This window comes from Exiguobacterium sp. HVEsp1, from assembly GCF_002009685.1.
Lineage (GTDB): Bacteria > Bacillota > Bacilli > Exiguobacteriales > Exiguobacteriaceae > Exiguobacterium > Exiguobacterium profundum.
Genome location: NZ_KV917367.1, coordinates 1,606,270 through 1,619,034, shown reverse-complemented (window position 1 = coordinate 1,619,034; position 12,765 = coordinate 1,606,270). Strand labels below are relative to the sequence as shown.

The following is a 12,765-nucleotide window of genomic DNA, read 5'->3' as shown; positions in this document are numbered from 1 at the left end:
AAGACCACGAGTGATTTCGTGGTCGTCATTGTTCGATTTTGAGTTGGGGTAACCATTGCGACATATGGTTGCTAACAGGGGAAAGAAGTTCAGGACGAGCAGCCTTTAACGGGACGACCTCATAATGTCTATCAGATGATTTTTGCGTAAAGGTTGGATAGAACATCGGATTTTTCAATTCAAAAGTCGATTGGTCATCTTCGATTGTCTTGACCACATCAATCCCGATGATGCCGCCCGTGTTTCGTTCATCTCCTTGTTGTCCGGAAAGGAAATTACCGAGCGAGTAGATGACAAATGTTTGATTGCCATTGACTCCTTCTAGCATGGTCGGGGGTTGCAGCACGTGAGGGTGGTGACCGATGATGATGTCGACTCCGAGGTCTGCTAACGATTGGACGAGCTCAGTTTGACTCTCATTCGGTAACGGCTCGTATTCCGTACCGAAATGGAGGGAGACGACCGTCATGTCAGTCGACTGTTCCGCCTTCTCGATCTCTGGTTGCATCTGTGCAAGGTCGATATAATTTACGTGATAAGGCTGCTTCGGCTCGACCCTATTCGTCCCATACGTGTATGCGAGGAAGGAAAAAGAAATATCGTTTGCAGTCAACGTACGAATATTCGCTTTGTCCTCAGCAGATAGGAAGGAGCCTGTATAAGGCATTCCGATTGCGTTCCAATGGTCGATCGAATTTTCAATGGCTCGGACGCCACGGTCGAGCGTATGATTATTTGCTGTCGTGACTAAATCGATTCCTGCCCGTTGTAAGGCATCTCCAATTTCAAAAGGACTGTTAAATGCCGGGTAGCTCGAAAGTCCGATTTCACTCCCGCCAATCATGCTCTCTTGGTTGGCGATTGATAGATCGGCGCGACTCAATATTGGAGAGATCTGTTCGAATGCAGTATCAAATTCATACCCTTCATCGGTACGAGCTGCGTTGTATACCGAATCATGTAGAAGGATGTCGCCGATTGCATAGAGGGAGGCCGTCGTGACAATCGGTTCCGGTTCGGCAGGCGGCATTTCTTCAGGTACCTCGACAATCGGTTCTTCGACTTCTTCTGGTATTTCTTGATTCATTGCCGGAGTCGTACCACAAGCAATTAATAAAACAAAGCTAGACAGGAAGGTAAGACGAGAGACGATCTTGATTGGTTTCATCCCGATTCTCCTTTTCACGACAGATTCGTACGATAACCCTAAAATTCGTCGATAATTAAGAAAAATCCTGCCTAAATAAATAAAGACAGGTCGTTTTTGACCTGTCATGAGAATTATTTGATATGTTCTTTGACCATGTCTTGCATTTGGTCAAACTCACGTTGAATGACCTCATTTGGTGGCGGTGTCACCAAACTCACGGTATAGATGGCAAGTGCCGACAGGAAGAATGCTGGAATCATTTCATACAATGTCCCAAACGTTCCGAAAAGAGAAGCGGCATAGTTCTTCCATAGAATGACGACAAAGGCTCCAGTCAACATTCCAGCAAGCGCGCCTTGACGCGTCGTTCGTTTCCAAAACAGACTGAACAAGATGAGCGGACCAAATGATGAACCAAACCCTGCCCAAGCATAACCGACAAGGTTTAAGATGGTGTCGTCTGCATCGAGTGCAAGAATGATTGAAATGACGGATACGAGAATGACCGTAATCCGACCGACCATGACGAGTTCACGGTCACCCGCCTCCTTACGGAAGAACTTCTGATAAAAGTCTGTCGTCGCGGCACTCGACGAGACGAGCAATTGAGAGGAGATGGTCGACATGATGGCGGCGAGAAGAGCAGCCAACAATACACCAGTCACCAAATCCGGGAATAATAAGTCAGATAGGTTGATAAAGACGTTCTCCGGATTATCGATGGTGAGGCCTTGTTGTGTGTAATAGGCGAGACCGAACAATCCGGTCGCCATCGCCCCGACAACGGTGAAGACCATCCATGAGATCCCGATTCGACGTGCCGTCTTAATGTCCTCGAGCTTTCCGATTGCCATAAAACGGACGATGATGTGTGGTTGGCCGAAATAGCCAAGTCCCCACGCAAATAGCGAAATGATTCCGATGAGTGATTGCCCTGTCCACGGGTCAAGTAACGCTTCATCAATATTTCGTACCGTGTCTAAAGCGTTTGATACCCCATCAGTTGCCATAATGGCGATGGCAGGTACAAAAATAAGGGCGAACAGCATGATCAATCCTTGAACAAAATCTGTCCAGCTGACTGCTAAAAATCCACCGATAAATGTGTACAAAATAATGATAGAAGCGAGAATGACAACTCCCGTTACAAACTCAATATCGAAGACGGCATTGAATAGGCGACCGCCGGCGACGAATCCGCTTGTCGCATACAGTGTGAAAAAGATTAACGTGACAGCAGCTGAAAATGAGCGCAACACGCCTTTTGTGTCTTTAAAGCGTTTCTCAAAGAAGTCTGGGATTGTGATCGCATCATCCGATATGTATGAATAAATGCGTAATCTCGGTGCGACCAATAACCAGTTCAAATAGGCGCCGATTGTCAACCCGATGACAATCCAACCACTTGAAATCCCTGACGCATACATGGCACCAGGCAATCCCATTAAGAGCCATCCACTCATGTCTGATGCACCGGCAGATAAGGCGGCGACCCCGGGACCAAGCGCCCGACCACCTAACATATAATCTCCGATACTGCTTGTTCTCCGATACGCGATGATCCCAAGCAAGACCATCAGTGCCATGTACACGACAATGGACACTAAAATTCCGTTCATCAACATCCCCCCGAAAGATAAAAAAATGAATACGCTTTCAGTGATAAAGTATCACTTTGTCAAAATATTGTCACAACAAGTGGGGAAATGTAAAGATATTTTTGAGAGCTGGTCTTAAGTTATCGGAACGTGCAAGAGGTGAGGTGGTCATTGACAAGACCCGTCGCTTGTAGATGGGCATAAACCGTTGTCGGTCCTAAAAACTTAAAGCCGCGTCGTTTCAGATCTTTACTCAATCGTTCAGAAAGTTCCGTCGTCGCAGGAACATCTTCAAGACGGTTCCATGCATTCAGGATCGGTGCATCGTTGACGAATGACCAGATGTACGAATCAAATGAGCCAAACTCTTCCTGTAGTTTGATGAACTGCTTCGCATTATTGATCGACGCCTCGATTTTTCGTCGATTTCGCACGATCCCGCTATCGGCTAGGAGTCTCTCCACATCCTCATCCGTAAAGCTAGCAACTCGCTGCACTTCGAAGTCGGCATAAGCCAATCGATAATTTTCACGCTTTCTCAAGATGGTGATCCAACTGAGTCCTGCTTGCGCACTCTCGAGTGTCAGACATTCAAAGTGCTTTTGGTCATCGTGAACGGGCTTTCCCCATTCCTCGTCATGGTAACGGACGTAAAGTGGATCCGTCCCGCACCAAGGACACCGTACTGTTTCTTCCATTTCAATCAGCTCCTTTCTTTGAGTGTAGCATGTCCTTACGATTATATAGCAAAATGGACGGGTATAGAGGGGAGAATGGAGGAAGAGACATGAGTGACTGGATGATTTCTGTGATTGAACAGTACGGCTACATAGGGATTGCATTCATGATTTTTATTGAAAATGTGTTTCCACCGATCCCTTCTGAAGTCGTCTTACTCTTTGGTGGTTTTTTTGCTGTAAAGACGAACTTGTCCATCACGCTCGTCATCGTGGCATCGACAGTCGGAGCCATATTAGGAGCCGTATTATTATACGGCCTCGGACTATTGTTTGATGTCGAGCAGATCGAAGAATGGACGAAGAAATATGGGAAGTGGTTACGACTTGATCTGAATGATGTAAAAAAAGCGGATGCGTGGTTCGACCGGTACGGGGGCTGGATGGTCTTCTTTGGACGTTTGATGCCGGTCGTCCGAAGCCTAATCTCGATTCCTGCTGGGATGTCAAACATGCCATTCGTGAAATTTCTACTGCTCAGTACGGCTGGAACAGCCTTATGGAATACCATTCTCATCTTCATCGGGATGAAAGTCGGCGAGAACTGGCAAGATATCCTCTCATACCTCGATGCCTATTCCTACGCGATCTATGGGCTGCTGTTCATCGGCGTCATCATTTATATCGTCTGGCGTAAAAAGCGGCACAACAAACGGGCAAAAGACTAACGCACAAAACAGGCGGACCCAGCGTATGGGTCCGCCAATTCATTCTTCTTTTTTCTCGTCAGGTAAGACTTTCGTGAGGGTTTTCTCCGTTTTTTCTGCCAAGTACTCTGAGAAGCGGAACAGAATGATTCCGACAATGGCTGACACGAAAATATAGAGACCGACAAACAAGTTGATGGCCCCGTTCGAAAGGGCGGTGAATAAAATAGAGTACTCCCCACGTGGCGCGAGTGAGAACCCGGCTTCATTGGCTTGAACACGCGTCAAGCCATAGATTCTGCCCCCGACGCGTCCGACAATCCATTTGGATAATACACCCCACACAATCAATACGAAGAAGAGCGCATTTACGATGACACCTTTCTCGAGGTTGATCGAGATACCGAACGAGATGAAAAAGATCGGCAAGAATAAATCTCGGACGGGTACGGTCAAACGCTTTAGCGGTCTCACATCGTGGATATCTGCGAGCAAGATCCCGGCGATAAATGCCCCTAAAATCTCAGATAATCCAAACACCATCCCAATCCCTGCGAAAAGGAGAATGAGTCCGATCAGACCGATACTCGCATCATCTTGTCGCAACAAGTGCTTCGAAAACTTTTGTTGTTTGGATACGAAGCTCGAACCAATGAACAAGAGTACGCCAAATATCAGAAATCCTGCGAACACTTTGCCGATATCGGACATCGCAACCGGTTCTTCTTGAATGATGAAAGGGGCAACCGTCAATAGGAGAGGGGCAAAAATATCCTCAAAGATGAGTAATGCGAGCACAAACTCTTTAATATCTTCATGTTTTTCGGAATGCCGCTCAAGCAGTTTCGCAGAGATGGAGGAGCTCGTAGCATATAAGACGGCCCCGATTAAAAAGGCGCGAGGGAAATCGAGACCAAATGCTAAAGCAATCCCAAACGATACCCCGAATGACAGAATGATATCGAGTATTCCCGCCTTCCATACTTTCCGCATGCGCTTCCAAAGTTCACGTAGTGGAAACTTCAGACCGAGTAGGAAAAATAACAGAATGATTCCGATCTCTCCCGCGACTTTAAAGACTTCATTCCCATCCCAGAAAAACCCGACCCCGACCCCAATTGCGATAAACGCTAAAATACTTGGGAAGAATAATCGTTCAATCAGGAGACTGAGGACAGAGATGAGGGTGAGCGCCAATCCGAGCAACACGATGATGTTTAACCCATCCATACGTCATCTCCTCTCACGACCCCAATTAGCTTTCTCTTTGATTCCATTGATACTCCATTCCGACGGATTCAGGTCGTGAGTAATCAAAACCGAACTGTCGATACAATCCATCGGCTGGAATATCTGCGATTAAGCTGATGATGGCCGTCTCATCGGCTTCCTGTAAGATCCATTCCATCAAATGCTCCATGAGTAATTTTCCGAGTCCAAGCCCCTGGCATTCCGGATCTACGACGATATCTACTAAATGGAATACCATCCCGCCGTCACCGACGACACGTCCCATTCCGACAATCTCATGATCTAAGTATAAACAAATACCATACAGTGTATTTTGAAGCCCCTTCACCGTACCTCGATCAGAACGTCGTGGCATCCCCGCCTTCACGCGTAACGCTTGATGTTGTTCTGGAGTCGGTGTTTCGACTTTTACAGTTACTTCATTGACCATACTCAAATCCCCCTCTACACAAGTTGATTTTATTTTCCCGATATATTGAATGAGTAAACCTTGATTTATAAAATCGGCTATCTGCATAATGAGAAAGAGACAGGGGGAATAGTTGATGATCAATGGTCAATCCATCTTACCGGCGATACGGGACATGCGGGATTTAGAGCGGTTTTTATCGAGTGATTTCGAATTAGGGGTGTTATTAGAGATTCATATGAGCCGATTGGACTCCATCTTCAGATTATTGGGGAAGCATGATAAAAAAGTGTTCATCCATATGGATTTGATTCAAGGTATGAAGGCGGACGAGTATGCGACAGAATATGTCTGCCAGACGTTCAAACCGTTCGGCATCATCTCGACGAAAGGAAACGTCATCGTCAAAGCAAAGCAAAATGATGTGGTAACTGTGCAGCGTCTATTTTTAATTGATTCCACCTCATTAGAGAAAAGTATCAAACACATTGAACGTTCAAAACCAGACTATATTGAAGTACTGCCAGGCATTGTGCCGAAGTATATTCAACGGGTAAAGGAGGAGACGGGAATCCCCGTTTTCGCTGGTGGACTGATTGAAACACGAGAAGAAGTCCAAGCGGCACTTGATGCGGGAGCGAGTGTGATCACGACTTCGAATCGAAAACTATGGTCCGACTAATCGAGATTTGGGTATACAGTCTTTTAGGAGGGATGAATGATGACAGACGTGATGATTGTAACAGGAGCTAGTCAAGGAATTGGTTATGCGATTGCACAAGCTTTCGTAAATCAGTATGAAGTGATCGGGCTAGACATTGGAGATGATCCGGATATCGAAGGGTTACGCTTTTATCAAGTAGACCTTGGAGACACGTCTGAACTTAAGCGTGTCTTTGACGATATTCACAACGAATTTGGTCGAGCCCATGTGCTGATCAATAACGGAGGGATCGCCTCGCTAGTCAAGCCGATTGATGAGCTTGAGATTGACACGTTCAAGCGAGTCATCGATGTCAATTTAGTCGGGACATTTAGTTGTGCGAAATACTTTTTAGAACTGAATCAAGGTGAGTCGTACGGAAGAATCGTCAACATGGCCTCGACACGTGCCTTCCAGAATGAGCCGCATTGGGACGCATATGGTGCATCTAAAGGAGGCATCGTTGGATTGACCCATTCACTCGCCATCTCATTAGGCGATCGCCCCGTGACAGTGAATGCAATCAGTCCAGGATGGATTCATACGTCCGATGAGGCATTACGCGAGATTGATCATGAGCAGCACCCATCAGGACGGGTCGGTGAACCGGAAGATATCGTCCGCGCTGTGCAGTACTTGATTGACCGTCAGAACAGTTTTGTGAACGGGCATAATCTTGTCGTTGATGGAGGAATGACGAAAAAAATGATTTATGAAGAATAATGTGACCATATACCTAAAATTGGGATATTTTTAGGTTATATGTACCTAATTCCGGGTAATGAATAGGAGAGTTTTTATCCGGAAGAAGGAGGATGGCGACATGAACCCGCTCGTAGAAGAGGCGTTACGTTTTTCGTCTATTCGTCACGGAGGACAGTTCCGAAAAGGTTCATCCATACCATATTTGTCACACTCATTCTCGGTCGCCATGCTTCTTGAGTCCGATCATCAAGCACCGGCAGTCGTGGCGGCAGGATTGCTTCACGATATGATTGAGGACACGAAGACGGACCCACAAGAAATCTTATCAAAATTCGGATCTGACGTGCACAGGCTCGTTCTCGCGGTCTCGGAAAAAAATCGTGACAAGTCGTGGGAACAACGGAAACGAATGACACTTCAGCAGGTGAAATCACTACAATTTGATGAAGTCGCACTTCTCGTGGCGGATAAGCTACATAATCTCCGTTCCATCCGTTATGATCTTGAGATGGAAGGGATGAAGGTGTGGCAACGTTTTAAACGACCACTGCGAGACCAATCATGGTATTATCATGAATTACTATCAGCATTTGAACCGTTTCGGAGTTCGACAGACCTGATTGGCTTATATGAACAAGAACTCCATCTATTGTTTTACGGCGAGAAAAATTCAAAAGATCGAAAAGTGGCAAGGCTCCTTGAATCGATGCTGACCCATTTCGTCGAGGACGAATGGTTACAAGAATCAGCGCCACTATGTCAGACCGCATATGAGTTAAGGGAGATTGTTGCGCGAGAGACGAGTGATGAGGCGGAGATTTCATGCTTCCGACAACGACTTCACGAAGCAGGTTTGACCACGCCATTGCCACCTGAGAAACTCGCGGGGATGCAAGAACTCGCGTATCGGACGGCTCTCGAACCACAGCAGCTTCTCGCACTCATGCGCCGCTCGATTGTCAATTAGTTCTCTTCATGATATAGTCAAAAGGAAGATAAAAAGGGGAGTAGCGACCACAATCGTGGTCGATGGGTCGTCATTACAGTGCGTGCGCACTCGGTCCATCGAGCTTTTACAAGTCCGCAAGACCTTTTTATGGGCGTTTTTGTCGTCCATAAAAAGGTCTTTTTTGTTTACCCAAGGAGGAGAAAAAATGGTATTTGTTTATTTCTTACTGGCCGCGGCCATCACCGTCTACGCCGCCATCAAATTGTCAACGTACGCCGACGTCATGAGTACGAAGTCGAAAATGGGGGGATTGATCGTTGGTACGGTGTTACTAGCCGGAGCTACGTCATTACCAGAAGTGACCACAAGTGTTTCAGCTGTCTTAATCAATAATCCAGATATCGCCATTGGGAATATGCTTGGTTCAAACTTGTTCAATATTTTTATATTAGCAATGTTTGATTTATATTTCCGCCAAAAACGTCTTTTTAATGGCGCTGACAGAGAGCACCTCTATACTGCGATGCTTGGACTGGCATTGACCTTAGTTACTATGCTTGCCCTGATTTTACGAATTGACTTTACTATTCTTGGTATCGGGATTGATGCCTTGCTTATCGCAGTGTTATATGCGATTGGGATTTACTGGATTGGAAAGATGCCGAAAGAAGTATCTAGTGCAGCAACGCTTGAAGTTTCGGACACTTCGAATGATCATGCTCTAGCAGAATTGCAGAACCCGATTACACTCCGACATGCAATTGTAGGGTTCGGAATTGCTGCGATTGTGATTATGGCAGCTGGTACTGCGTTGTCTATTACGGGCGACCAGATTGCAGTCGTCACAGGTCTCGGATCGAGTTTTGTTGGAAGTTTCTTGATTGCCGCAACAACTTCCTTACCTGAGGCAGTAGCCGTTTTTATGGCACTCAAGTTAAAGAATGTAAACTTAGCATTTGGTTCAATTCTAGGAAGCAATATCTTCAACATGTTGATTATAGCGATGTCTGATGTGTTTTACCGGAATGGTTCAATTTTAGCTGATGTTTCATCATCTCACCTTGTCACTTCGGTTGGTATCACGATTTTATCGATTATCGTTATGTACAGTATTCTACGTAAGCAAGTGACTAAATCATTCAAATATGTTCTTCCATCACTTATGATTGTGATTGTCTACTTTGTTTCGTCTTACTTGATCTTTATCGGGTGAACTCACGCATCAGCCTTAGGGCTGATGTTTTTTTAATTGGGAATGCGAATTCATTGCTTCGGGTATAGAGGAATTGAAGGAGGGGTGGCGATGCAGATGCATGAAGTGGAAACACGCCAAGCGTATTCGATTTTGATTCCGGCCTATAACCCTGATGAGGCACTCGTCACACTCGTGGAGAAGTTGAGGGCGAGTGGGTTTTCGAACATCATTGTGGTCAATGACGGTAGTGACGAATCGTCGGTAGGCACATTTGAAAAGATTGCATCATTTGTCGACCAAGTGTTAACGCACGAACAGAATCAAGGGAAGGGAGCCGCAATCAAGACGGGATTACGGTATGTGGTTGACACATATCCTGATAAAACGGGAGTCATCACGGTCGATGCCGACGGGCAGCACTTGCCGCAAGATGTCGTCAGCGTCTATGAGGAAGGGTTGAATAAACCACATCATCTCATCATGGGATGTCGAGATTTTAGCGGAGATGCGATTCCGTTCCGGAGCCGATTCGGCAATCAGGCGACACGGCTCGTGATGTTGATTGGGAGCGGGCTGAAGTTAAAAGACACGCAGACGGGACTTCGAGCCATCCCGATGCGATATGCGCGACAACTGATTGACATTCCTGGAAATAGATATGAGTTCGAGATGAATATGCTCACGTTCACGAAACGATTGCAGGTCCCGATTCAACAGACGACCATCCAGACCGTATATGAGAATGAAAATGACTCTTCCCATTTCCGACCGATTCTCGACTCAATCTTAATTTACCGGATGTTTTTAATGTATTCGTTATCGTCTGTCGCCTCGTTCCTTGTCGACGTTGGGATGTATGCACTCTTCATTTATTTATTATCCCCATACTTCGATACAGTTCACGTCGTCATTGCGACGGTCATCGCTCGAATCATTTCCTCTCTCTTCAATTATCTCGTTAATCGAAGAGTAGTCTTCGATTCGAAGGCGCGGCGGTCTCTTCCAAAATACTTTAGTCTCGTCGTGCTTCAAATGGCCGTTTCGGCACTCCTTGTCTATCTCCTGTTTCTCTTGCTCAGACAGGGCGAGGTCATCCTAAAAGTGGTCGTCGACAGCTTTCTCTTTTTCGTCAGTTATTATATTCAAAAAAGATGGATATTCAAAAAATGACCGGTCATGATTGCATGACCGGTTTAATATGCGAGCGTTCCTGTTTTAACGGACGTATAGCGATGCAATTCTTTTGGGTTTGTGATGCCGGTTTTTTGCATCATGTCTCGCATGAGTAGCGCGCATACACGAGCATCTTCCGCGGCATCATGATGAATAAACGGCACGTTCAAGTGTTCTGCCATCGTATTCAACTTATGGTTCGGGAGCCCTGGATACAGTTTACGTGACAGTTTGACGGTACAACCGTACTCGATTGTCGGGAAATCGAATAGATCATATTTTACAATCGCCTTTCTCAAGGCACCCATGTCAAATGAAGCGTTATGTGCGATGACGAGGTCCACTTCCCGTAAAATCGGGTAAAGAGAGGAAAGTACTTCCGGTAATGCCGGTGCATCCCACACGTCACTCGGACGAATGCCATGGACGCGGATGTTACCCATATCAAAGTCTTCCTCGGGATTGACGAGTCGCTGGTCGGTTTCGACTACATCACCATTTTGAAGGATGCTCCATCCGACAGAACAGATGCTGCGACTATCACGGTTAGCGGTCTCCACGTCAAGTGCGAGAATGGTATGATTCATAGTTTACCTTCTTTCGTAAGCAATAAAAAAAGTCTAACAGAAAGTTAGACGAATGTCGTGCTTAAGCGGCAACAAGTGTTCGGCAAGCTTCCGCACAGCGCTCACATGCTTTGGCACAGGCTTGGCAATGGTCGTGCTGATGGCGTCCGCATTCAACCGCACACGTATCACAGACTTGGGCGCATAGAGCGACGATTGGTTTTGAGAAGGCTGAATCTGTTTCTAAGGCATTTAAAGCCAATGTGCAGATGTCAGAGCATTCTCGAGTCAGTCGGATGCATTCGGTGAACATGTGTAAATCCTCTTCTTGCAAACTTTTTGAGAAGCAGTGGTTGCATGCGCGCATGCATTCGATCACGCTCGTCAATGTTTCTTCTACAGATGTACGTTCCATCAAAATTCCCCCTTATATGAAAAAGTCTAACTATCATTACCCGTTAAGAAAGAGGTTGAATCGCACCATACCAATAAAAAAGCCACACCTCATTCGAGATGTGACCAATTAATGGAGCATAGGGGGCTCGAACCCCTGACCTCTACGCTGCCAGCGTAGCGCTCTCCCAGCTGAGCTAATGCCCCGTTCGAAATCATTATATCATCGTAGTATTCGACATGGCAATTCCCTTTTTGAATTTAGGTTTATAAAATTGGAGACGTGGGAATTTCATGTTAGACGTTATATTAAGAAAGCAGGTGTGCTTCATGGAAATGATTCTTTTGGCACTCTTACCGGCACTCATGTGGGGAAGTATTCCACTCATCGTGTCGAAAGTAGGAGGAAAACCGATTCAGCAGTTAATCGGAACGACCATCGGGGCGATGATTATGGCAACAGTGATTGCCCTCGTTTTCCGACCGGAGTTCACGACACTCGCCATCGTGACCGGATTTATCTCAGGGGCGTTCTGGGCGCTCGGTCAATATTTGCAGTTCCAATCGTTCCAAATCTTAAGCGTCTCCAAAGCGATGCCAATCAGCACGGGGATGCAACTCGTTGGGACCTCTCTCTTTGGGGTCATCGTACTCGGGGACTGGCAGACATCGACGGAGCTATGGTTAGGGTTTTCAGCGCTCGTCTTGATTATCATCGGAGCGACTATGACTTCTTACCAACAGAAGAAAGATCAGGACAGTGCCGGTGCGTTGAAAAAGGGTTTACTCGTCCTATTCGTTTCGAGTATTGGTTACGTCACGTATGCCGTCTTGACGAACTACTTTGAAGTAGAAGGGATCACCGCGATTCTTCCACAATCCGTCGGGATGTTCATCGCGGCACTTCTGTTCAGTCTTCGTGAAAAGGACGTCAAGAAACTCGATCCACGCACATTCAAAAACATCTTGGCGGGGATCGCCTGGGGAATAGGGAACTTCGGACTTTTCGTTTCAAGCGGAGAAGTGGGGATTGCGACTTCGTTCGCCTTATCCCAATTGAACGTCGTCGTGGCGACACTTGGTGGGATCTATCTCTTGAAAGAAGAGAAGACGACAAAAGAACGTGTCTTTGTTTTCATGGGAATCGGGTTGATTGTCGTCGCTGGATTTATGCTTGGGATTGCCAAGAGTTAAGTTTCAATGATGAAATGAAAAGAACCTTGAATGAACTCGATTTTGAGTGCCATTCAAGGTTTTTGTTTTAAGTATCTTTCAATCGTTGAAATGAG

Annotated in this window: 14 protein-coding genes and 1 tRNA gene; 7 read left to right on the top strand and 8 right to left on the bottom strand. The window is 46.1% G+C overall.

The features are described 5' to 3' along the window. Positions 1-25: 25 nt before the first annotated feature. The 3 genes from BV910_RS08320 to BV910_RS08310 form a co-directional block, all read right to left on the bottom strand. A complete protein-coding gene (locus tag BV910_RS08320; protein WP_078147001.1) occupies positions 26-1,168 on the bottom strand; it encodes a CapA family protein in 1,143 nt (380 codons plus the stop codon). Positions 1,169-1,281: 113 nt separating this feature from the next. Continuing rightward, positions 1,282-2,769, bottom strand: a complete 1,488-nt coding sequence (putP, locus tag BV910_RS08315; RefSeq protein WP_078147000.1) for a sodium/proline symporter PutP — start codon at positions 2,767-2,769, stop codon at positions 1,282-1,284. 119 nt (positions 2,770-2,888) lie between these two features. Beyond that, entirely contained in the window at positions 2,889-3,446 is a 558-nt protein-coding gene (locus tag BV910_RS08310; protein ID WP_078146999.1) for a DNA-3-methyladenine glycosylase I, read from the bottom strand. A gap of 89 nt (positions 3,447-3,535) precedes the next feature. Between BV910_RS08310 and BV910_RS08305 the strand changes: the two genes are divergently transcribed. Further along, complete coding sequence (locus BV910_RS08305; protein WP_078146998.1) at positions 3,536-4,153, top strand: DedA family protein; 618 nt, start codon at positions 3,536-3,538, stop codon at positions 4,151-4,153. Positions 4,154-4,192: 39 nt separating this feature from the next. Here the strand turns inward: BV910_RS08305 and BV910_RS08300 are convergent, their stop codons facing one another. Then, a complete protein-coding gene (locus BV910_RS08300; RefSeq protein WP_078146997.1) occupies positions 4,193-5,362 on the bottom strand; it encodes a cation:proton antiporter in 1,170 nt (389 codons plus the stop codon). 25 nt (positions 5,363-5,387) lie between these two features. After that, on the bottom strand, positions 5,388-5,813 hold the full coding sequence (locus tag BV910_RS08295) for a GNAT family N-acetyltransferase (protein ID WP_078146996.1): 426 nt from the start codon (positions 5,811-5,813) through the stop codon (positions 5,388-5,390). Positions 5,814-5,928: 115 nt separating this feature from the next. Between BV910_RS08295 and BV910_RS08290 the strand changes: the two genes are divergently transcribed. The 5 genes from BV910_RS08290 to BV910_RS08270 all read left to right on the top strand — a co-directional run bounded on the left by BV910_RS08290 (position 5,929) and on the right by BV910_RS08270 (position 10,514). Beyond that, a complete protein-coding gene (locus BV910_RS08290; protein ID WP_078146995.1) occupies positions 5,929-6,474 on the top strand; it encodes a glycerol-3-phosphate responsive antiterminator in 546 nt (181 codons plus the stop codon). A 36-nt stretch (positions 6,475-6,510) separates the two neighbouring features. Next, on the top strand, positions 6,511-7,218 hold the full coding sequence (locus BV910_RS08285; RefSeq protein ID WP_078146994.1) for an SDR family NAD(P)-dependent oxidoreductase: 708 nt from the start codon (positions 6,511-6,513) through the stop codon (positions 7,216-7,218). Positions 7,219-7,318: 100 nt separating this feature from the next. Further along, positions 7,319-8,167, top strand: a complete 849-nt coding sequence (locus tag BV910_RS08280; RefSeq protein ID WP_078146993.1) for an HD domain-containing protein — start codon at positions 7,319-7,321, stop codon at positions 8,165-8,167. A gap of 187 nt (positions 8,168-8,354) precedes the next feature. Then, positions 8,355-9,362, top strand: coding sequence for a sodium:calcium antiporter (locus tag BV910_RS08275; protein ID WP_074036920.1), 1,008 nt, complete (start codon positions 8,355-8,357; stop codon positions 9,360-9,362). A 90-nt stretch (positions 9,363-9,452) separates the two neighbouring features. Beyond that, the gene (locus tag BV910_RS08270) at positions 9,453-10,514 is read left to right on the top strand and encodes a bifunctional glycosyltransferase family 2/GtrA family protein (protein WP_078146992.1); all 1,062 of its coding nucleotides are present in this window, start codon (positions 9,453-9,455) and stop codon (positions 10,512-10,514) included. A 23-nt stretch (positions 10,515-10,537) separates the two neighbouring features. Here the strand turns inward: BV910_RS08270 and BV910_RS08265 are convergent, their stop codons facing one another. The 3 genes from BV910_RS08265 to BV910_RS08255 all read right to left on the bottom strand — a co-directional run bounded on the left by BV910_RS08265 (position 10,538) and on the right by BV910_RS08255 (position 11,683). Next, positions 10,538-11,104: a 3'-5' exonuclease gene (locus tag BV910_RS08265; protein ID WP_078146991.1), complete on the bottom strand. Its 567-nt coding sequence runs from the start codon at positions 11,102-11,104 to the stop codon at positions 10,538-10,540. A gap of 61 nt (positions 11,105-11,165) precedes the next feature. Next, positions 11,166-11,498, bottom strand: a complete 333-nt coding sequence (locus BV910_RS08260) for a four-helix bundle copper-binding protein (RefSeq protein ID WP_012726406.1) — start codon at positions 11,496-11,498, stop codon at positions 11,166-11,168. Positions 11,499-11,610: 112 nt separating this feature from the next. After that, a tRNA-Ala gene (locus tag BV910_RS08255) sits at positions 11,611-11,683 on the bottom strand. Between the two features lie 123 nt (positions 11,684-11,806). Between BV910_RS08255 and BV910_RS08250 the strand changes: the two genes are divergently transcribed. Continuing rightward, entirely contained in the window at positions 11,807-12,670 is an 864-nt protein-coding gene (locus tag BV910_RS08250; RefSeq protein ID WP_078146990.1) for a GRP family sugar transporter, read from the top strand. Positions 12,671-12,765 lie beyond the last annotated feature (95 nt).